The organism is Klebsiella sp. CSG-1, assembly GCF_056521145.1.
Genome location: NZ_JBWNLD010000006.1, coordinates 241,155 through 261,395 on the forward strand (window position 1 = coordinate 241,155; position 20,241 = coordinate 261,395).

At 55.2% G+C, this 20,241-nt stretch carries 18 protein-coding genes, 1 pseudogene and 1 other annotated feature; of the genes and pseudogenes, 4 read left to right on the top strand and 15 right to left on the bottom strand.

All coding sequences use genetic code 11. The features are described from left to right. Positions 1-40: 40 nt before the first annotated feature. Positions 41-979 (bottom strand): bifunctional riboflavin kinase/FAD synthetase, encoded by a 939-nt coding sequence (gene ribF / locus AC007G_RS16665; RefSeq protein ID WP_004857719.1) that lies wholly within the window; start codon positions 977-979, stop codon positions 41-43. 7 nt (positions 980-986) lie between these two features. After that, positions 987-1,190: pseudogene (locus AC007G_RS16670) on the bottom strand (DUF2575 domain-containing protein); the annotation flags it as partial. Between the two features lie 119 nt (positions 1,191-1,309). Between AC007G_RS16670 and rpsT the strand changes: the two are divergent. Beyond that, positions 1,310-1,573 carry a 30S ribosomal protein S20 gene (rpsT, locus tag AC007G_RS16675; RefSeq protein ID WP_003018940.1) on the top strand — a complete coding sequence of 88 codons (264 nt, stop codon included), beginning with the start codon at positions 1,310-1,312 and terminating at the stop codon, positions 1,571-1,573. A gap of 62 nt (positions 1,574-1,635) precedes the next feature. Here rpsT and nhaR read toward each other — a convergent pair whose 3' ends face one another. The 4 genes from nhaR to dnaK all read right to left on the bottom strand — a co-directional run bounded on the left by nhaR (position 1,636) and on the right by dnaK (position 7,124). After that, positions 1,636-2,535, bottom strand: coding sequence for a transcriptional activator NhaR (nhaR, locus tag AC007G_RS16680; RefSeq protein WP_479466630.1), 900 nt, complete (start codon positions 2,533-2,535; stop codon positions 1,636-1,638). Between the two features lie 52 nt (positions 2,536-2,587). Beyond that, a complete protein-coding gene (gene nhaA / locus AC007G_RS16685) occupies positions 2,588-3,760 on the bottom strand; it encodes a Na+/H+ antiporter NhaA (protein ID WP_032697235.1) in 1,173 nt (390 codons plus the stop codon). A gap of 223 nt (positions 3,761-3,983) precedes the next feature. Then, positions 3,984-5,120, bottom strand: a complete 1,137-nt coding sequence (gene dnaJ / locus AC007G_RS16690; RefSeq protein WP_032697234.1) for a molecular chaperone DnaJ — start codon at positions 5,118-5,120, stop codon at positions 3,984-3,986. 87 nt (positions 5,121-5,207) lie between these two features. Continuing rightward, entirely contained in the window at positions 5,208-7,124 is a 1,917-nt protein-coding gene (dnaK, locus tag AC007G_RS16695; protein ID WP_004857708.1) for a molecular chaperone DnaK, read from the bottom strand. Between the two features lie 439 nt (positions 7,125-7,563). Here dnaK and satP point away from each other — a divergent pair, with 439 nt between their 5' ends. Continuing rightward, positions 7,564-8,130, top strand: coding sequence for an acetate uptake transporter (gene satP / locus AC007G_RS16700; RefSeq protein WP_004857706.1), 567 nt, complete (start codon positions 7,564-7,566; stop codon positions 8,128-8,130). Positions 8,131-8,177: 47 nt separating this feature from the next. Here satP and AC007G_RS16705 read toward each other — a convergent pair whose 3' ends face one another. From AC007G_RS16705 to tal, 3 genes are all read right to left on the bottom strand, one after another. Continuing rightward, complete coding sequence (locus tag AC007G_RS16705; RefSeq protein WP_032698194.1) at positions 8,178-9,488, bottom strand: MFS transporter; 1,311 nt, start codon at positions 9,486-9,488, stop codon at positions 8,178-8,180. 122 nt (positions 9,489-9,610) lie between these two features. Further along, the gene (gene mog, locus AC007G_RS16710; RefSeq protein WP_032689545.1) at positions 9,611-10,198 is read right to left on the bottom strand and encodes a molybdopterin adenylyltransferase; all 588 of its coding nucleotides are present in this window, start codon (positions 10,196-10,198) and stop codon (positions 9,611-9,613) included. 110 nt (positions 10,199-10,308) lie between these two features. Next, positions 10,309-11,262, bottom strand: a complete 954-nt coding sequence (tal, locus tag AC007G_RS16715; protein WP_004857701.1) for a transaldolase — start codon at positions 11,260-11,262, stop codon at positions 10,309-10,311. Between the two features lie 204 nt (positions 11,263-11,466). Between tal and AC007G_RS16720 the strand changes: the two genes are divergently transcribed. Beyond that, entirely contained in the window at positions 11,467-12,897 is a 1,431-nt protein-coding gene (locus AC007G_RS16720; RefSeq protein ID WP_142630980.1) for an alanine/glycine:cation symporter family protein, read from the top strand. A 77-nt stretch (positions 12,898-12,974) separates the two neighbouring features. Further along, positions 12,975-13,751, top strand: coding sequence for a peroxide stress protein YaaA (yaaA, locus tag AC007G_RS16725; protein ID WP_032698197.1), 777 nt, complete (start codon positions 12,975-12,977; stop codon positions 13,749-13,751). A 41-nt stretch (positions 13,752-13,792) separates the two neighbouring features. Here the strand turns inward: yaaA and AC007G_RS16730 are convergent, their stop codons facing one another. From AC007G_RS16730 to AC007G_RS16755, 6 genes are all read right to left on the bottom strand, one after another. Next, positions 13,793-14,080 carry a DUF2502 domain-containing protein gene (locus tag AC007G_RS16730; RefSeq protein ID WP_032697231.1) on the bottom strand — a complete coding sequence of 96 codons (288 nt, stop codon included), beginning with the start codon at positions 14,078-14,080 and terminating at the stop codon, positions 13,793-13,795. Positions 14,081-14,306: 226 nt separating this feature from the next. Next, positions 14,307-15,593 carry a threonine synthase gene (gene thrC / locus AC007G_RS16735; protein ID WP_032689549.1) on the bottom strand — a complete coding sequence of 429 codons (1,287 nt, stop codon included), beginning with the start codon at positions 15,591-15,593 and terminating at the stop codon, positions 14,307-14,309. 3 nt (positions 15,594-15,596) lie between these two features. Beyond that, positions 15,597-16,526, bottom strand: a complete 930-nt coding sequence (thrB, locus tag AC007G_RS16740; RefSeq protein WP_032689550.1) for a homoserine kinase — start codon at positions 16,524-16,526, stop codon at positions 15,597-15,599. A gap of 1 nt (position 16,527) precedes the next feature. Continuing rightward, entirely contained in the window at positions 16,528-18,990 is a 2,463-nt protein-coding gene (gene thrA, locus AC007G_RS16745) for a bifunctional aspartate kinase/homoserine dehydrogenase I (protein ID WP_032689551.1), read from the bottom strand. 25 nt (positions 18,991-19,015) lie between these two features. After that, positions 19,016-19,133: a sequence feature (Thr leader region), on the bottom strand. Then, the gene (gene thrL, locus AC007G_RS16750; protein WP_071824685.1) at positions 19,072-19,140 is read right to left on the bottom strand and encodes a thr operon leader peptide; all 69 of its coding nucleotides are present in this window, start codon (positions 19,138-19,140) and stop codon (positions 19,072-19,074) included. (Overlaps the previous feature by 62 nt.) A 212-nt stretch (positions 19,141-19,352) precedes the next feature. Beyond that, positions 19,353-20,039, bottom strand: coding sequence for a tRNA/rRNA methyltransferase (locus tag AC007G_RS16755; protein WP_032689552.1), 687 nt, complete (start codon positions 20,037-20,039; stop codon positions 19,353-19,355). Positions 20,040-20,241 lie beyond the last annotated feature (202 nt).

Consider the following 20,241-nt stretch of genomic DNA (forward strand, 5'->3'; position numbering starts at 1 on the left):
TTCTCGGTTCCGTATTTCGGTTTGATAAACACCAACAGGCTTATGCCTGCCTGGCCAGCCCAAAGAACTCGCGGGCCGTTAACTCATCACGTGCAATTTGCGCTTTCAGCTCATCAAGCGACGCAAATCGCTGCTCGTTACGTATTTTTTTACGCAGTATTACATCTATATGGCGACCATAAAGGTCCATTACAACGTCCAGCAAATGCACTTCCAGCTGCTGGCGAACGCCAGCAACCGTTGGACGGGTGCCAATGTTGGCGACGCCCACCAGCGGTTTGTCGCCCAGTCCTGTCACTTCCACCGCATAGACCCCTTTTACCGGGGAAACCTGACGACGTAGCGGTAAGTTCGCCGTCGGAAAACCAATAGTACGCCCCAGCTCATCGCCGTGGACCACGCGTCCGGAGATCGTAAAGGGATGGCCCAGCAGGTTTTCCGCCTGCACAAGGTCGTCATCCGCTAGCGCCTGGCGCACCGCCGTGCTGCTGATACGTACGCCGCCCTCGCAGAAAGTTTGGGTGCTGGTTACGTCAAAACCGTATTCCGCCCCGGCTTTCTGTAATAACAAGAAATCCCCCTGGCGACCAGCGCCAAAGCGGAAATCATCACCCACAGCAAGGAACTGCACGCCTAAACGGCGCACCAGCAGTTCGCTGATAAAATCCTGGGCGGTCAGGGCGGCGAAGCGGCGGTCAAAGCGCACGCACAGCACATAGTCGACGCCGCTTTCAGCCAGATAGCTCAGCTTTTCCCGCAGACGCGTTAAACGGGCTGGCGCCTTATCGGCGGCAAACAGCTCCAGCGGCTGTGGTTCGAAAATCATCACCACCACCGGTAAACCACGCTGGCGGCCCTCGGCGCGCAAACGCTGCAGCAGCGCCTGGTGCCCGCGATGTACACCGTCAAAATTACCAATGGTCAGCACGCACCCGTGCGGTGCCTGACTGAGATTATGTATGCCGCGTATCAGCTTCATGTCTGGCTCAAAACAGTGAAAATCGTCCGAGTATACCTTGTACAACTGACGACGTTAACCAGCGATTGCACCTCTTAACCGAAAGATCCCGGGAATTCATCAACTCAGCGCGGGAATGCGGCAAAAACTACCCGGGCCCAGCGATTTTTATGGTGGAAAGGCTGTATTCGCCAGCAACAAGCTGGTAGAATCTTGCGCCATCACTACGTAATAAAGCGTCGTTGTTTTAAGCGGCGCTTATTTGCACAAATCCATTGACAAAAGAAGGCTAAACGGGCATATTCCTCGGCCTTTGAATTGTCCATATAGAACACATTTGGGAGTTGGACCTTGGCTAATATCAAATCAGCTAAGAAGCGCGCCGTTCAGTCTGAAAAGGCCCGCAAGCACAACGCTAGCCGTCGCTCTATGATGCGTACTTTCATCAAGAAAGTATACGCAGCTATCGAAGCTGGCGACAAAGCTACTGCACTGAAAGCATTTAACGAAATGCAACCGATCGTGGACCGTCAGGCTGCTAAAGGTCTGATCCACAAAAACAAAGCTGCGCGTCATAAAGCAAACCTGACCGCTCAGATCAACAAACTGGCTTAATCGCCTGCTTGTTATCGCTTTGTAAAAAAACCCGCGAAAGCGGGTTTTTTTATGCCTGTCAGTTACGCCTGCGGCGTCGTGAAGAGTGACGAATAGTCGCGATTGCAAATCCGTTGCACCGCCGGATGCTGAATCATTCTTTCGGCAAAAATGGCGTGATACTCCTCCATCACATTCTCCATCCGTCCGATCTCAATAATCGTCTCATCCTGATAGAAGTCATGCGCGTAAAGCGTCGGCGCGACAAAAATCGCATTATGCGCCGCACCGAACGCCTTCATCAGCGCCGCATCATCAAACTCACCAAGAATCTCGACCTTCAGCCCCTGCGAGTTGAACCAGTTCAGAAGCTTGCGTCCCAGCATCGAGCGCCGGCTGGGGATCAGCAGACGACGCTCCTCCAGACAGGCGGGGAACGGTTTTTCCGGCGGCGGGTTCATACACCAGAAGCTCACGCTGCACTCGCCGATACGCACAGAGAACAGCCCTTCCTGCTGGGTGGAATCGATGGGGCAGTCTGAGATGATCATATCGAGCTTGTGCTGGCTGAGCTGCTCAAGCAGCATTTCGTGGGTCGACTCAAAGCAACGCAAATGAATCTGTTCATTATCCACTACCGCCGCATCCAGCACCCCGCTCACCAGCCTTTTCGACAAAGCATCGGCAACACCGACATCGAACAGCAGGTTAGACTCTTTGCGGTAGTTCACAATATCGAGCATCTCCTGGCTTAGCGTGAACATGCGGTCTGCATAGCGGAACACCAGCTCGCCCAGTTCACTCGGCTCCAGCCCCCGCCCTTTGCGTTTAAACAATTTTCCCTGCAAACGCTCTTCAAGCGCTTTAATTTGCCCGGTAATGGTCTGCGGCGTCAGGAACAAAGCCTCCGCGGCGCCGACAACAGAACCTTCTTTGTAAACGTGCCAGAAGTAATACAGGTGGTTGTAATTAATATGCGACATGTTTCTCTCCCTGATAATGCCAGGGGAGCCCTTGCAGGCTCCCCATCGAATGTTAAGCCGTCGTGGTATCCGCAATACGCCTGCGTAGTATCATATACCCGGTCACGGCCGACAGAACTGATCCAATCAGGATGCCTAGCTTGGCCCAGTTGATTAAGCCAGGATTAACGCTGCTGAAGGCCAGACTGGCGATGAAAATCGACATCGTGAAGCCAATCCCGCACAGAATACCGACCGCCACTATCTGCTTGCAGGTCGTCCCTTCCGGCAGCGATGCCCATTTCAGTTTTAACGCCAGCCAGCAGAACAGGCTGATACCCAGCGGTTTGCCGATAAACAGCCCGGCAATAATCCCCAGCGGCAGCAGTGACGTCAGTCCTTCAATCGTTACGCCTTGCAGCGAGACGCCTGCGTTAGCGAAGGCGAAAAGCGGCAGAATCAGGTAAGCCACCCACGGATGCAGGACATGCTCAAGCTGCTTAGCCGGTGATTTACCGCCCTGCTCCTTCAGCGGGATCATAAAGCCAACGATCACCCCGGCTAACGTCGCATGAACCCCGGACTTCAGGACCGCAGTCCATAGCACCGCGCCGACCAGGATATAGATACCGGTGCGTCGGACGCCGCAAAGATTGAGCGCGACCAGCACGGCAATCGCCCCTGCCGCCACGCCCAGCGACAGGACGGAAAGGTCGCTGGTATAAAACAGGGCAATGATGATAATGGCGCCCAGGTCGTCGATAATCGCCAGCGCCATCAGGAAGATTTTCAACGCCGGCGGTACGCGACTGCCCAACAGCGCCAGCACTCCCAGCGCAAAAGCGATATCGGTCGCCGCCGGAATCGCCCAGCCCTCGCGGGTAATCGGATCCTGAGCATTAAACGCCAGGTAGATCAGCGCCGGGACAATCATCCCACCTAAGGCCGCCACGACCGGGAAAACGGCCTGACGGCGGCTGGCCAGCGCCCCCTGAATCATCTCACGCTTCACTTCCAGGCCAATCAGCAAGAAGAAGACGGCCATGAGCGCATCGTTAATCCACAGCAGCATGTTCTTATTGATTTCCAACGCGCCCACACGCAGCTGAACGGGTGTTTCCAGAAAGGAGTGGTAAATACCGCTGGTTGCGCCAGTATTAGCCAACAGCATAGCCAACGCGGCCGCGAAAATGAGGATAACGCCCCCTGAAGCATCGCTACTGAAAAAACGCTGCAGATGTTTCACTTTTACTCTCTCTATAAGGCTAATTCATCGATGAAACTATTCTAGTCGCCATAACACTTCGAAAAAATAAGATTATTATTGCGTTATAGCTCGATTTTTACGATATAAAGCAAACGGCAAAGCGCGACTCTGACCGGAGGGATTCAGTCATCATTAACAGATAGCGGGTTGGAAACAAAAAAGCCACTTTAACAATAAAGTGGCTTTTCAGAATCGCAGTAGATTAGCGCGTCAGGTCGTCGAAGAATTTCTTCACGCCATCAAAGAAACTTTTGGAGCGCGGGCTGTTTTTTTCACCCGTTGGGCCGCCAAAACTTTCCTGAAGATCCTTCAGCAGCTGTTTCTGTTTTTCATTCAGCCCTACCGGCGTTTCAACCACCACGCGGCACAGCAGATCGCCCTGCGCGCCACCACGTACGGATTTCACCCCTTTGCCACGCATGCGGAAGAGCTTACCGGTCTGCGTTTCGCCAGGCACTTTCAGATTGACGCGGCCATCCAGCGTCGGGACTTCAATCTCGCCGCCGAGGGCAGCCATGGTGAAGTTGATCGGCACTTCGCAGTACAGGTTATTGCCTTCACGCTCAAAGATAGCGTGCTGCTTAACCTGGACCTGAACGTACAGATCGCCCGCCGGAGCGCCGTGCTCACCCGCTTCGCCTTCGCCTGAAAGACGAATACGATCGCCGGTATCCACACCCGCCGGGATTTTGACCGACAGGGTTTTGGTCTTCTCGACCCGGCCGTGACCGTGGCATTTGTTGCACGGATCTTTAATCAGCGTACCGCGTCCCTGGCAATGCGGACAGGTTTGCTGAACGGCGAAGAAGCCCTGACGCATCTGCACCTGACCGGCACCGTGACAGGTTGGACAGGTTTGCGGTTTGCTACCGGCTTTCGCGCCGCTGCCGTGGCAGACGTCACACTCTTCCAGCGTCGGGATGCGAATCTCTTTAGTCACGCCGCGAACGGCTTCTTCCAGCGTCAGCTCCATGTTGTAGCGCAGGTCAGCGCCACGCGCCGCACGCTGACGGCCACGACCGCCGCCAAAGATATCGCCAAACACGTCGCCAAAGATATCGCTGAAATCTGCACCGCCGCCAAAACCACCGCCGCCGCCGCCCATGCCACCTTGTTCAAAGGCGGCGTGGCCGTACTGATCGTAGGCCGCACGCTTCTGGTCATCAGTCAGGATTTCATACGCTTCTTTAATTTCTTTAAACTTCGCTTCGGCTTCTTTATCACCCTGGTTACGGTCCGGGTGATATTTCATGGCCAGGCGCTTGTAAGCCTTTTTGATTTCACGCTCTTCCGCTGTTTTGGAAACGCCCAAAATCTCGTAATAATCTTGCTTTGCCATTGGTGTTTTTCAGCCCCTTAACATGCGTGCACGGGCGGAGAGGAAACCTCTTCGCCCGTGCCAGTGTTTTACCCGTTCAAAGGGCGATTATTTTTTGTCTTTCACTTCTTCAAACTCGGCGTCAACGACATCGTCGTCTTTCGCGTTGCTTTCAGAAGCTTCAGCACCGCCAGCCTGCTGCTGAGCGTGTTGCTGCTGAGCAATTTCCATCAGCTTCTGGGAAGCCTGAGCCAGCGCCTGCATTTTCGCTTCGATGTCCGCTTTGTCTTCACCTTTCAGCGAAGTTTCCAGCGCGGTCAGCGCAGACTCGATGGCAGTTTTGTCGTCAGCCGGCAGTTTGTCGCCCGCTTCTTCAACCTGCTTACGCGTGCTGTGCAGCAGATGGTCGCCCTGGTTACGGGTCTGAACCAGCTCTTCGAACTTACGGTCAGATTCAGCGTTCGCTTCCGCATCACGAACCATTTTGGCGATCTCTTCTTCGTTCAGACCAGAAGAGGCTTTAATGGTGATTTTCTGCTCTTTACCGCTGTTTTTGTCTTTCGCGGACACGTGCAGGATACCATCAGCATCGATGTCGAAGGTGACTTCGATCTGCGGCATACCGCGCGGTGCCGGGTTAATCCCATCCAGGTTGAATTGACCCAGTGATTTGTTATCGGAGGCGCGTTTACGCTCACCCTGAATCACGTGGATGGTTACCGCAGACTGGTTGTCTTCTGCAGTAGAGAACACCTGGCTATGCTTGGTCGGGATAGTGGTGTTTTTGTTGATCAGCGCAGTCATCACGCCGCCCATGGTTTCGATACCCAGCGACAGCGGGGTAACGTCCAGCAGCAGAACGTCTTTAACTTCACCGGTCAGTACACCACCCTGAACCGCAGCGCCGATCGCCACAGCTTCATCCGGGTTAACGTCTTTACGCGGCTCTTTACCAAAGAACTCAGCCACTTTCTTCTGCACCATTGGCATACGAGTCTGACCACCGACCAGGATAACGTCCTGGATGTCAGACACGGAGAGACCAGCGTCCTGCAGAGCAACTTTCAGCGGCTCGATAGAACGGTTAACCAGGTCTTCAACCAGGCTTTCCAGTTTCGCACGCGTCACTTTGATGTTCATGTGTTTCGGACCGGTGGCATCTGCAGTGATGTACGGCAGGTTCACGTCGGTCTGCTGAGCGGAAGAAAGCTCGATTTTCGCTTTTTCAGCCGCTTCTTTCAGGCGCTGCATGGCCAGCGGATCGTTACGCAGGTCAATGCCCTGATCTTTCTTAAACTCATCAACGAGGTAGTTGATCATACGGCTGTCGAAGTCTTCACCACCCAGGTGGGTATCACCGTTGGTTGCCAGAACTTCGAAGGTTTTTTCGCCGTCAACTTCGTCGATTTCGATAATAGAGATATCGAAGGTACCACCACCGAGGTCGTAAACCGCGATAGTACGGTTGCCGACTTCTTTATCCAGACCGTAAGCCAGTGCAGCGGCGGTCGGTTCGTTGATGATACGTTTGACTTCCAGACCTGCGATACGGCCGGCATCTTTCGTTGCCTGACGCTGAGCATCGTTGAAGTATGCAGGTACGGTGATAACCGCTTCAGTTACCGGCTCACCCAGGTAATCTTCAGCCGTTTTCTTCATTTTTTTCAGCACTTCAGCAGAAATCTGCGGCGGTGCCATTTTCTGACCTTTCACATCAAGCCATGCGTCGCCGTTGTCGGCGCCGATGATTTTGTACGGCATGATGGATACGTCACGCTGAACTTCTTCGTCCTGGAAGCGGCGACCAATCAGGCGTTTAATCGCAAACAGGGTGTTTTGCGGGTTTGTCACTGCCTGACGTTTAGCCGGCTGACCAACCAGAGTTTCACCATCCTGGGTATAAGCAATGATAGAAGGCGTGGTGCGATCGCCTTCGGCGTTCTCCAGCACACGTGCAGTAGTGCCATCCATAATCGCTACACAAGAGTTGGTAGTACCCAGGTCGATACCAATAATTTTACCCATCTAAACGTCTCCACTAAAAATTCGATCAACATGTGGTTGTAAACCTGTAATAAGGGCGAAACCTATGGTTTCAACTGCCCAGACATCATTTTTTTCAGGTTCATTCACTGCGGTTGACTACAAGATGGGGTCGCCCACCGCTTCCTCAAGGGGGCAAGCAAAAAAATTTTTCACTTTCTTGCCGGGTAAAGAGAGGAATAAAGAAGGCAGACTGAATAAACCGGTAAAAAAGCGGCTTTTATCGATAACCCGCGTCCCGCCGGGCGCCCCGTCCCCGCCTGCCGATAGCGAACGATCGCCATTTATCCGCGCCAGCGTAAATTGGCGAAAAATACCCCGCCAGATCATAGACAGTTACCCTGCGCCTCATTATGATGCCGCGCCCCGTCCCCGAGTGGCGGGGTAATGCTTCCCTTTCTAATCATTATTCTGAGGAATTATGGGCAACACTAAGTTGGCTAATCCGGCACCGCTGGGCCTTATGGGCTTCGGCATGACCACTATTTTGCTTAATCTGGCAAATAGCGGCCTGTTCGCGTTTGATGTAGCTATCCTGGCGATGGGCATTTTTTACGGCGGTATTGCGCAGATTTTCGCAGGCCTGCTGGAATTTAAAAAAGGTAATACCTTTGGTTTAACTGCTTTTACGTCCTACGGCGCCTTCTGGCTGACGTTGGTCGCTATTCTTCTCATGCCGAAAATGGGCCTGGCAGAAGCGCCTGATGCGCACTTCCTGGGCATGTACCTCGGTCTGTGGGGAGTCTTCACGTTGTTTATGTTCTTCGGTACTCTGAAAGCCGCACGAATGCTGCAATTCGTTTTCCTCAGCCTGACCGTTCTGTTTGCGCTGCTGGCAATCGGCCACCTGGCAGATAATGAAGGTCTGGTAAAAATCGCGGGCTGGATTGGTTTAGTCTGCGGCGGTAGCGCTATTTATCTGGCGATGGGTGAAGTACTGAACGAACAGTTTGGTCGCACCGTACTGCCGATCGGCGCACCTCATTGATAAAAGATACCCTCGTCCCGACGGGCGAGGGTATTGCTCGCGGAACGTTAAGGCAGGCGCTGCAACTCCCCTCCTGCGGCAGCCACTTCACGGTCCATCCCCTGGCGCAGCCAGATCCCTAATCCCAGCCCCATCAGCGAAAGTGCCAGCACGTACCACGCAGGTGCCATCGGCGAAACCCCCATCAGCATGGTCACGGCAATCGGCGTCAGGCCGCCAAAAATGGCGTAAGAGACGTTATATGAAAAGGAAATGCCGGTAAAGCGAACCTCCGCCGGGAAAGCGCGCACCATGACGTAAGGCACGGCGCCCACAACCCCAACGCACAATCCCACCGTGCCATACAGCAGGAACAGCTGCTCGGGACTGCTGCCGGAAAGGTGATAGAACGCCCAGCTGGAGACCGCCAGGAGCAAACTGCCGACGATGAAGGTGCGACTGGCGCCAAAACGATCCGCCGCCAGCCCCGCCAGCAGACAACCGATGCAGAGCATAATGGTGGCAATACTGTTGGCCTGCAGGGTGATCGCCGGGGCAAAACCGTAGTGCTTTTGTAGCCAGACCGGTGACATGAGGATCACCACCACCACGCCGGCGGATAACAGCCAGGTCAGCAGCATGGAGACCACCACCGCTTTCTGGTGTTTCAGCACCACCGATTTAACCGGCAGCTCCTGCGCTAACGCCTTACGCTGCTGCATTTCGAGAAATATCGGCGTCTCCTGCAGCCAACGACGCAGATACATGGCCACCAGACCAAATACGCCGCCTAACAGGAAGGGAATACGCCAACCGCCGTCGTGAATCCCCTGCGGCGTCAGGCTGGTATTAATCAGCGTCGCGACCACCGATCCCAGCAGAATGCCAACCGTCAGGCCGGCAGTGAGGGTGCCGCAGGCGATACCAATGCGCTTTTCCGGCACGTGTTCGGCGACAAAAACCCAGGCGCCGGGGACCTCCCCTCCGATAGCCGCCCCCTGCAGAATGCGCATCAGCAACAGCAGCAGCGGCGCGGCAATGCCTATCGACGCGTAGGTCGGCAGCAGACCAATCGCCAGCGTCGGCAATGCCATCAGCAGAATGCTCAGGGTGAACATCTTCTTGCGCCCGACCAGATCGCCGAAGTGGGCCATGATAATGCCGCCCAGTGGACGCGCCAGGTAGCCCGCGGCAAAGATGCCGAAGGTCTGCACCTGGCGCAGCCATTCCGGGATATCCGCCGGGAAGAACAGTTCGCCAACGACGGCGGCGAAGAAGACAAAGATAATGAAATCATAAAACTCCAGCGCGCCGCCAAGGGCGGCCAGCGTCAGGGTTTTATAATCTTGTCGATTCAGAGGTCGAGTATGTTGTGACATAACGAGCAATTCATCCAGAGGTGTGTAGGTGTCATCACGGAATGTGTAAAGTAAAAAACACTATATCGTAAATAAAACGGCACACCACCGACAATGCAGGTTATGTCAGGAAAGCATCAAATTCAGGATAAAGTTTCGCGTCTCGCGCTTTTTGGGCGAAAAGCCGCTACAACTTCCGCGTTCGTCTCCACATACGGCCCCTCCAGCAGCTGTACACAATAAGGTACACTTGCGAAGATCCCGTGCACCAGAACCTTGCCGTCCGCATCTTTAACGCCTTCAAGGGTTTCCTGAATGGCTTTCGGCTGGCCCGGCAGATTCAAAATCAGCGCCTGCTTGCGGATAACGCCAACCTGACGAGAAAGGATAGCCGTCGGAACGAAGTGTAGGCTAACCTGGCGCATTTGCTCACCAAACCCCGGCATAACGCGGTCAGCTACGGCCAGGGTGGCATCCGGCGTCACGTCGCGTCGGGCAGGACCGGTCCCGCCGGTAGTCAACACCAGATGGCAAGCCATCTCGTCAACCAGCTCACACAGCGTTTGTTCGATAATCACCTGTTCGTCAGGGATCAGACGGGTCTCGAGCTCAAAGGGGGTCGTCAGCGCACGCGCCAGCCACTCTTCAAGTGCCGGGATGCCTTTATCCTGATAGACGCCGCTGGAGGCGCGATCGGAGATGGAAACTAAGCCGATTCGTAAGGTATTCATCGTTATTCCGTTCAAACTGTACAATTAGACGGAATGATACACGCTGGAAGGAAATACAGACAGAGTTCAGGAGAAGTAGCGTGACCGGGAGCCCGGCCACGCCCAAATGATTACAGCAGGTCGCCGATCATTTTTTCCAGTTTTTCCTGGTCGATAGCAAACTTACGGATACCTTCCGCCAGCTTGTCCACCGCCATCGGATCCTGGTTGTGCTGCCACAGGAACTGGGCTTCGGTGATGCGTTCCGGACGTGCTTTCACTTCGCCGCTGAACGCCAGTTTACGTTCGATAGCCCCTTCGCTTTCCGCCAGCTCTTTCAACAGAGCCGGAGCGATAGTCAGGCGATCGCAGCCAGCCAGCTCAAGGATTTCACCGACGTTACGGAAGCTTGCGCCCATTACGACAGTTTCATAACCGTGCTGCTTGTAGTACTCGTAAATCTCACTGACGGAAACGACGCCCGGATCTTCAGCCGGCGCGTACTCTTTCTTATCGGTGTTCGCTTTGTACCAGTCGAGAATACGGCCAACGAACGGAGAGATCAGGAATACACCCGCTTCAGCACAAGCGCGAGCCTGAGCGAAGGAGAACAGCAGAGTCAGGTTACAGTTGATGCCTTCTTTTTCCAGCTGCTCGGCGGCGCAAATACCCTGCCAGGTCGAAGCCAGTTTAATCAGAATGCGATCGTTGCCGATGCCCGCATCGTTGTACAGTTTGATGATGCGCTTCGCTTTCGCGATAGATGCCTGGGTGTCATAGGAGAGGCGCGCGTCAACTTCGGTCGAAATACGGCCTGGAATCAGCTTAAGAATTTCGAGACCAATGTTCACCGCCAGCTTATCGGAAGCATCGATAATCTGCTGAGCGCGATCGCTGCTCTGGCCGCGGGCCCACTCGACAGCGTCATCAATCAGCTTACGGTACTCAGGAATCTGAGCCGCGCCGAGAATCAAAGAAGGGTTAGTCGTGGCATCCTGAGGCTGATACAGCTTCATTGCCGCAATATCTCCGGTATCAGCTACGACAGTGGTGTACTGACGCAGAGAAGTCAATTTATCCGTCATGATAGTGTTTCTCTTAAACAGCAGTTAAGGGGATGTAACCGGTCTGCCAAGATGATAACACGCTGCATGTTCAGCGCAACTGCGGACCATGCAAGAGCGCAGAGTGTGATAAACTGGATGAATTAATTCTCTGAAAGCTAAGGGATTGTCACTTGAATTGGTAACGCTTACACTAGCGTTCCGGCATGGACAAGAGGATGGTTAATGCCTGATTTTTTCTCTTTTATCAATGAAATACTCTGGGGCTCGGTAATGATTTATCTGTTACTGGGCGCCGGCATCTGGTTTACCTGGCGAACAAAATTCATTCAGTTTCGTTATGTTCGTCAGTTTGGGAAAAGTCTAAAGAAAAGCCTCCAGCCTCAGCCCGGCGGGTTAACCTCTTTCCAGGCCCTGTGCACCAGCCTCGCGGCGCGCGTGGGCAGCGGCAACCTGGTCGGTGTCGCGCTGGCTATCTCCGCCGGCGGACCCGGCGCCGTCTTCTGGATGTGGGTTTCTGCGCTGCTCGGCATGGCCAGCAGCTTTGCCGAATGTTCTCTTGCCCAGCTCTACAAAGAACGCGATGCCCACGGGCAATTTCGCGGCGGCCCGGCCTGGTATATGTCACGGGGTTTAGGAATGCGCTGGATGGGCATCGTGTTTTCTATCCTGCTCCTGCTGGCCTATGGGGTTATTTTTAACACCGTGCAGGCCAACTCTATTGCGAAAGCGATGACCTATGCCTTTGACCTTCCCGCTATCGTTACCGGCTGCGCGCTGGCACTGGTGATCCTGCTGGTTATCGTACGGGGTTTGCGGGGCGTGGCGAAGCTATTGCAGTGGATTGTGCCGCTGATGGCTCTGCTTTGGGTGACCACCAGCCTGCTGATTGGCCTCTGGCACATTACGGCGCTGCCGGCCATTTTCGAGTCCATTTTCCGCAGTGCGTTCGGCTGGCAGGAGGCCGCCGCCGGCGCAGTGGGCTATACCATCAGCCAGGCGCTCACCAGTGGCTTTCAGCGCGGTATGTTCTCGAACGAAGCGGGGATGGGGTCAACGCCTAACGCCGCGGCGGCAGCGGCTTCCTGGCCTCCGCATCCGGCTGCGCAGGGGATCGTGCAAATGATTGGCGTCCTCATCGATACGATAGTTATCTGCACCGCCAGCGCCGTCATCATCATGCTGGCGCCGCTGGACGAGGCGGAAGATGCCGTGAATGGTATCCAGAGTATCCAGCATGCCATGACATCACTGGTCGGCGGCTGGGGGGCGGGATTCGTGGCAATCGTCGTGCTGCTCTTCGCCTTCAGTTCTATCGTCGCAAACTACATCTATGCTGAAAATAACCTGATATTTCTACGTATTAACAGCCCTCGTCATGTCTGGGCGCTACGGATCCTCACCCTGGTCATGGTCATCACCGGCGCGCTGGTCGGTTTGCCGGTTGTCTGGCAGCTGGCGGATACCATCATGGCGCTGATGGCCATCACTAACCTGACCGCTATTTTACTGCTGTCGCCTACGGTACGGATCCTGGCCAGTGATTATCTCAACCAGCGACGGCTGGGCGTGCGGCCGACCTTTGACGCCACGCGCTACCCGGAAATTAACCAGCAGCTGGCGCCAGGTGCCTGGGATGAGCTGCCGCGTGAATAGCGCGGCAATCGCAGCTATCGATCCCACCGCGGTGTTTTTTTGTTAAAGTCACGGAAAATCCCCTGCAAGGACCGGATATGCTGATTCTTATTTCACCTGCCAAAACACTCGACTACCAAAGCCCGCTGGCCACAGCACGCTACACCCAGCCTGAGCTGCTGGAATATTCCCAGGAGCTCATCGGCGTCGCGCGCCGGCTATCGGCGCCGCAGATCGGCAAACTGATGAGCATCAGCGATAAGCTGGCGGATCTGAATGCGACCCGCTTTCATGACTGGCACCCGGACTTCACGCCGCAAAACGCGCGCCAGGCGATTCTGGCTTTTAAAGGCGATGTTTATACCGGACTGCAGGCGGAAAGCCTCAGCGAAGACGATTTCGATTTTGCTCAACGGCATTTGCGTATGCTTTCCGGCCTCTACGGCGTGCTGCGCCCGCTGGATCTGATGCAGCCCTATCGCCTGGAAATGGGAATTAAGCTGGAAAATAGCAGAGGCAAAGATCTCTACCAGTTCTGGGGCGAAGTGATTACCGATAAACTCAATCAGGCGCTGAAAGCCCAGGGCGACGATATCGTGATTAACCTGGCTTCTGACGAATACTTCCGGTCGGTGAAGACAAAACAGTTGCAGGGTAGAATCATTAAGCCCGTGTTCCTCGATGAGAAAAACGGTCAGTTTAAAGTGATCAGTTTCTATGCCAAAAAGGCGCGCGGGTTAATGAGCCGCTATATCATTGAAAACCGTTTAACCCAGCCTGAGCAGCTAACCCGTTTCAACAGCGAAGGCTATTTCTTCGACGCCGAAGCCTCCGCTAAGAAAGATGAGATGGTCTTTAAACGTCACGAACGCTAATCCCCTTCCCGGCCGCCCTCGCGGCGACCGGGACGGAAGATTTAGTGATGGCGCCAGTCACGATCCGGGCCGCGGCCACGATCGTGGTCATCATGATGATCATGGCGATGTTCATCATGTGCGCGCCAGTGGTTATCGCGCCAGTCGTAATGACGGCCCCACCATTCGTGGTCGCGCCAATGACCGCCGTCCCAGTAGTTACCGTAATTGTCGCGATCGCCAATTTGCAGTTTGACTGCCGGCACCAGCGTTATTTCCGATGCGTGGACCACCGCAGGAGCCACCAGCGACATCGAAAGCGCAAGGATCACAGACTTCAGCGTTGACATAGGTTTCCCCTTCATTAACAGTCCCCGCACGGGGGCGATAACCAAAGATTACCCCTGAGCAACACCGCGGGTTATTCTCCGCAATCCTAATCTTTGCCTCCCGGCATTTATTGGTAATTCATCCATTTTCCCTGCCTTTTTTCTGCATAATTCCTCCTTTTTCGCCGATAAAAAAGCCGGGCGTTAAAGCCCGGCCTGAGAACATCATACGGCGATAAAAGTCCCGTTATGCTTTGCCCATCATCAGCTGGCGCAGCGCGGCAAAATCCGCCGGCAGATTATGCGACAGCAGCGGCAGGTCAGCGCGATCGGCCAGCTCTTTCGGCAGCGGCAGCGTCTGCTGGAGGATCTCCTCGACGCTCTCCTTGAACTTCGCCGGGTGCGCGGTACCGAGGAACAGACCGTATTCGCCCGGCTGCAGCTGGTCGCGCAGCGCGCGCCAGGCGATGGCCGCGTGCGGCTCTGAGGTGTAGCCAATGGCTTTCAGCTCGCGCATCGCCTGTTTGGTGGTTTCATCGTCCACGGCTGCATAGCCCAGCTCGTTCAGACGCCAGACTTTGCGACGGAACAGCTCTTCCACGCGCGGCCAGTTGTTCGGCTGACTGACGTCCATCGCGTTAGACAGCGTCGCCTGGGTCGCTTTCGGCGCCCAGTTGCCGTCCTGCAGGAAACGCGGCACGGTATCATTGGCGTTGGTGGCGGCAATAAAGCGCTTAATCGGCAGACCTAAAGACTTCGCCAGCAGACCGGCGGTCAGATCGCCAAAGTTCCCGCTCGGCACGGAAATGACCAGCTGGTTGCGGGCTTCCTGCGGCAGCTGCGCGACCGCTTCGAAGTAATAGCAAATCTGCGCCAGCAGACGGCTGATATTGATGGAATTCGCCGAGTTCAGGCCCAGAGCGACCTTCAGTTCTTCATCGTCAAAAGCCTGTTTTACCAGCGCCTGACAGGCATCGAAGTCGCCATCAATCGCCACGGTTTCAATGTTGCCGCCCAGGGTGCAGAACAGTTTTTCCTGCAGCGGGCTGATCTTGCCGCGCGGATACAGAATAACGACTTTGACATTCGGCAGGCCGTAAAACGCATGCGCCACTGCCGCGCCGGTATCCCCGGAGGTGGCGGTCAGAATCGTCACCGGTTTGTCGCCGGCGATATGAGTCAGCATCTGCGCCATAAAGCGGCCGCCGAAATCCTTAAACGCCAGCGTCGGGCCGTGGAACAGCTCCAGACAGCCGATATCATCCTGCACCTTGCTGACCGGAGCCGGGAAGGTGAAAGCGGCGGCGATGCGCTCTTTGAGGATCTCCTGCGGGATCTCGTCGCCAATAAAGGCCGACAGAATTCTGGCGCTACGGGAGGCCAAATCCATCTCCAGCATGTCGTCAATTTCAGTCAGGCTAAATTCCGGCAGGTCGTGCGGAAAGAACAGCCCCTGTTGCTTGCCAAGCCCCTGCGTCACGGCCTGCGCAAAGCTGACCTGTTCGTTATGATCTTTTAAATTATAGAGTTTCATTGGTTATCCCACTACTCGTGCGCCCGCCGTATCCAGCCGGCAAATATGAACGAAGCCTTCCTGATTCTGCAGATAATGCGTGCCCAGCCAGTCCGCAACGCGCTGCGCGGTTTCCGGCTTATCGCACAGCGCAAACAGCGTCGGGCCAGAGCCTGAGATGCCGCACGCCTGCGCACCGATCTCCATCGCCGCCTGACGCGCTTCGCTGAAGCCCGGCAGCAGTTTGGTGCGATACGGTTCGGCAATCACATCTTTCATCAATTTCGCTGCCAGCTGCGGCTGGCGGGTGTAGCAGGCATGAATAAAGCCCGCCAGATGACGACCGTGAGCGATACAGTCCTGGCGGCGATACTGCGCCGGGAGGATGGCACGCGCTTCCGCCGTCGAAACTTTAATTCCCGGATAAGCCAGTACCCACAGCCATTCGTCGAAACCCGGAACCTGCTGGCTGATGATGCCATTCTCTTCAATCATCAGCTGCATGCCGCCCAGGTAGCAGGGCGCAACGTTGTCATAGTGGATACTGCCGGAAATACGCCCTTCCATCTCCCCCATCAGCGCCAGCATACGCATCTCATTCAGCGGCTTACCGCAGAATTCATTCATCGCCACCAGCGCGGCGACGACAGAGCAGGCGCTGGAACCGAGCCCGGAACCAATCGGCATATTTTTTTCCAGCACCATCGACACCGGAACTTTTTTGCCGATCTCCTGGCAGAAACGCTCCCAGCACTGGTAAACAATGTTCTCCTGCGGCACGGAGGGCAGCTTGCTGGCAAAGCGGCCAACGTTTTGCAGGCTGAAGCTGTCCGCCGCCTCGACCGAAACGTTGTCCCCCAGCAGGGTGCCATCGACCGGCGTTACCGCCGCGCCCAGCACATCAAACCCGACGCTCATATTGGCACTGGAAGCCGGGGCATATACTTTGACCATCTTAAACTCCTAACTTCCATGACAGGGTGCGCAACAGGTCAGCAAACACACCGGCCGCCGTGACGTCGTTACCTGCACCATAGCCGCGCAGCACCAGCGGCAGCGGCTGATAATAATGGCTGTAAAAGGCCAGGGCGTTTTCACCATTTTTCACTTTGTACAGCGGGTCGTTACCGTCAACGGCGGCAATTTTCACGCGACAGGTCCCATCCTCTTCGATGTTACCGACGTAACGCAAGACTTTACCTTCATCACGTGCCTGGGCAACCCGGGAGGCAAACTCGTTATCCAGCGAAGGCAAGCGCGCCATAAAGCTCTCAACGTCGCCGCTGGCATCAAATTGTGCAGGCAGTACCGGTTCGACGACAATGTCAGACAGCTCCAGCTCACGGCCGGTTTCACGGGCCAGAATCAGCAGCTTGCGCGCAACATCGACGCCTGAAAGGTCGTCTCGCGGATCCGGTTCGGTATAGCCCATCTCGCGCGCCAGCGTTGTTGCCTCAGAGAGATTCATTCCCTCATCCAGCTTACCGAAAATAAACGACAGGGAGCCGGAAAGAATACCGGAGAAGTGCAGCAGCTCATCGCCGGCGTTCAGCAGGTTTTGCAGATTTTCAATTACCGGCAGACCGGCGCCAACGTTGGTGTCGTAGAGGAATTTACGTCGCGAACTGCTGGCGGCATGGCGCAGCTGATGGTAGTAATCCAGCGAAGAGGTATTGGCCTTTTTGTTCGGCGTCACCACGTGGAAACCTTCGCGCAGGAAATCGGCGTACTGATCGGCGACCGCCTGGCTGGAGGTACAGTCGACGATAACCGGGTTCAGCAGATGGTACTCCTTGACCAGGCGAATCAGACGGCCCAGGTTCAGCGACTCTTTCGCTTCGGCCAGCTCCGCGCGCCAGTTCTCGAGATTCAACCCGTGCACGTTAGTCAGCAGGGCCTGTGAATTCGCCACGCCGCAGACGCGCAGGTCGATATGTTTGTTCTTCAGCCAGCCCTGCTGACGCTTGATCTGTTCAATCAGCGCGCCGCCGACACCGCCGACGCCGATAACAAAGACCTCAATGACCTGATCGGTGTTGAACAGCATCTGATGGGTCACGCGCACCCCGGTGGTCGCATCATCATTGCTGACCACCACGGAGATAGAACGCTCAGAAGAGCCCTGGGCAATCGCCACGATATTGATATTAGCGCGGGCCAGCGCGGCGAAGAACTTCGCCGAGATGCCGCGCAGCGTGCGCATACCGTCACCCACCACGGAGATAATCGCCAGACGATCCATGATCGATAGCGGCTCCAGCTGGCCCTCTTTCAGCTCCAGATAGAACTCATCTTCCATTACCCGTTTTGCGCGCGCGCAGTCGCTCTGCGGTACGCAGAAACTGATGCTGTATTCCGATGACGACTGGGTAATCAGCACAACCGAAATTCCGGCGCGGGACATGGTGGCAAACACGCGAGCGGCCATACCGACCATGCCTTTCATCCCCGGGCCGGAGACGTTGAACATCGCCATATTATTGAGGTTGGAGATGCCTTTGACCGGCAGACCGTCTTCATCAAGGCTGGCGCCGATCAGCGTACCTGGCGCCTGCGGATTACCGGTATTCTTGATCAGGCAGGGAATCTGGAACTGAGCGATAGGAGCAATGGTGCGCGGATGCAGAACTTTCGCCCCGAAGTAGGATAGCTCCATCGCTTCCTGATATGACATCGACTTCAGCAGACGCGCATCGGGAACCTGACGCGGGTCGCAGGTATATACCCCATCGACGTCGGTCCAGATTTCACAACAGTCGGCGCGCAGGCAGGCGGCCAGCACGGCAGCAGAGTAGTCTGAGCCATTGCGTCCCAGCACCACCAGTTCCCCTTTTTCGTTACCGGCGGTAAACCCGGCCATCAGCACCATATGGTCGGATGGAATATGGCTGGCGGTAATGCGGCGGGTCGATTCAGCGATATCGACAGTGGATTCGAGGTAATGGCCAACGGCCAGCAGTTTTTCGACGGGGTTAATCACGCTAACTTTGTGACCGCGTGCTTCCAGCAGCCCCGCCATCACGGCGATAGACAGCTTCTCGCCGCGGCAAATCAGCGCGGCGTTGACGCTATCGGGGCACTGACCAAGCAGGCTGATACCGTGCAACACGTGTTTAATCTGGGCAAACTCTTGCGCGACAAAGGCTTTCAGCTGTGCCAGCGGGAACCCCGGTTGCGCGTCGGCGAGGCCCTGCAGCAGTTCAGCAAAAATGCGTTCAGCGTCGGAGATATTGGTGAGCGCGTCCTGGCCGCCGATGGTTTTTTCAATCATTGCGACCAGATGGTTGGTAATTTTCGCCGGGGCAGACAGGACGGTTGCTACCTGCCCCTGCCTGGCATTGCTCTCCAGAATATCGGCAACCCGCAGAAAACGTTCTGCATTTGCCACTGATGTACCGCCGAACTTCAACACGCGCATGGTTGTTACCCCTAGATTTTTTGTCGAAAAAAAAGCCCGCACTGTTCAGGTGCGGGCTTTTTTCTGTGTTTCCTGTACGCGTCAGCCCGCACCGTTACCTGTGGTAATGGTGATGGTGATAATGGTTGTCATCATGCTGATGCGTTTCATGGATGTTGTGTACTCTGTAATTTTTATCTGTCTGTGTCCTGTGCCTATATTGGTTAAAGTATCTGCCGGTTTAAGTCAACGAATTTTTACATTTCACCCGTTTCACTGCAGCGGGTCAATGCGCCACAATGACCTGACAATTCACCTGAATTTGCGATACACCGCGCTTGATGCTGGCAGATATAACCATACTTAAAACTTATATCAGAACTTTACTCTGGCAGGTTTTTTTCAATGTCGTGCAGTAATCGGTGCAACATTGCCGTGTCTCGCTGCTCTAAAAGCCCAATTCGCTGCTGGAGCCAGTCGGTCAGTTTGAGGTCTTCAGCCACGCCCAGTCGGGTCAATAAATCGAGCGCCCGCAGACGCAATGCCTGCAGCTGATTTTCATCGACGCTGGCAGAAACGGCCGACGCCTGCTGAACCAGGGTACTCAATTGATAGCAATAGACCATCACCGACTGCCCTAAGTTAAGCGAAGGATAGTCGGCCACCATCGGCACGCCTGTCAGCACATCGGCAAGAGCCAGCTCTTCGTTGGTAAGTCCGGAATCTTCCCGACCAAAGACCAGCGCCGCATGGTTCATCCACCCGGCTTTCTCCGCCATCAGCGGCAGCAGCTGCTGCGGCGTGGCGTAGTAATGGAAACGCGCCCGGCTACGGGCCGTGGTCGCCACGGTAAAGTCAACGTCATGCAGCGCCTGTTCCAGCGTTGGATAAGTGCTTATGTTATCGAGAATATCTCCGGAACCATGCGCAACCCAACGCGCCGCAGGCTGAAGGTGGGCATCGCTGTCAACGATACGCAGGTCGCGAAAACCCATCGTTTTCATCGCGCGTGCCGCCGCGCCAACGTTTTCTGCCCTGGCCGGGGCGACTAATACAATAGATACGTGCATGCTGGCTCTCTTCTACTCTCTCACGCGGCGAAAATGAAAATTATCCCCATTTTACGCGGCGAAAATTTACAAATTTGCAACAAAAATCACTAAAATTGCGCGTTATTACCCATAAAAAAGCCTAAACTGTTTCCAACGAACCACGGGACGGAGTATGTTAACAGAACGCATTTATCCATATGTTTGCCAATGATATTTGTCG

Excerpts from the sequence above, each read along its gene's own strand:
- ribF (WP_004857719.1), bottom strand. The coding sequence starts at position 979 with ATGAAGCTGATACGCGGCATACATAATCTCAGTCAGGCACCGCACGGG.
- nhaR (WP_479466630.1), bottom strand. The coding sequence starts at position 2,535 with ATGTCGCATATTAATTACAACCACCTGTATTACTTCTGGCACGTTTAC.
- dnaJ (WP_032697234.1), bottom strand. The coding sequence starts at position 5,120 with ATGGCAAAGCAAGATTATTACGAGATTTTGGGCGTTTCCAAAACAGCG.
- dnaK (WP_004857708.1), bottom strand. The coding sequence starts at position 7,124 with ATGGGTAAAATTATTGGTATCGACCTGGGTACTACCAACTCTTGTGTA.
- satP (WP_004857706.1), top strand. The coding sequence starts at position 7,564 with ATGGGCAACACTAAGTTGGCTAATCCGGCACCGCTGGGCCTTATGGGC.
- AC007G_RS16705 (WP_032698194.1), bottom strand. The coding sequence starts at position 9,488 with ATGTCACAACATACTCGACCTCTGAATCGACAAGATTATAAAACCCTG.
- mog (WP_032689545.1), bottom strand. The coding sequence starts at position 10,198 with ATGAATACCTTACGAATCGGCTTAGTTTCCATCTCCGATCGCGCCTCC.
- tal (WP_004857701.1), bottom strand. The coding sequence starts at position 11,262 with ATGACGGATAAATTGACTTCTCTGCGTCAGTACACCACTGTCGTAGCT.
- AC007G_RS16720 (WP_142630980.1), top strand. The coding sequence starts at position 11,467 with ATGCCTGATTTTTTCTCTTTTATCAATGAAATACTCTGGGGCTCGGTA.
- yaaA (WP_032698197.1), top strand. The coding sequence starts at position 12,975 with ATGCTGATTCTTATTTCACCTGCCAAAACACTCGACTACCAAAGCCCG.
- AC007G_RS16730 (WP_032697231.1), bottom strand. The coding sequence starts at position 14,080 with ATGTCAACGCTGAAGTCTGTGATCCTTGCGCTTTCGATGTCGCTGGTG.
- thrC (WP_032689549.1), bottom strand. The coding sequence starts at position 15,593 with ATGAAACTCTATAATTTAAAAGATCATAACGAACAGGTCAGCTTTGCG.
- thrB (WP_032689550.1), bottom strand. The coding sequence starts at position 16,526 with ATGGTCAAAGTATATGCCCCGGCTTCCAGTGCCAATATGAGCGTCGGG.
- thrA (WP_032689551.1), bottom strand. The coding sequence starts at position 18,990 with ATGCGCGTGTTGAAGTTCGGCGGTACATCAGTGGCAAATGCAGAACGT.
- AC007G_RS16755 (WP_032689552.1), bottom strand. The coding sequence starts at position 20,039 with ATGCACGTATCTATTGTATTAGTCGCCCCGGCCAGGGCAGAAAACGTT.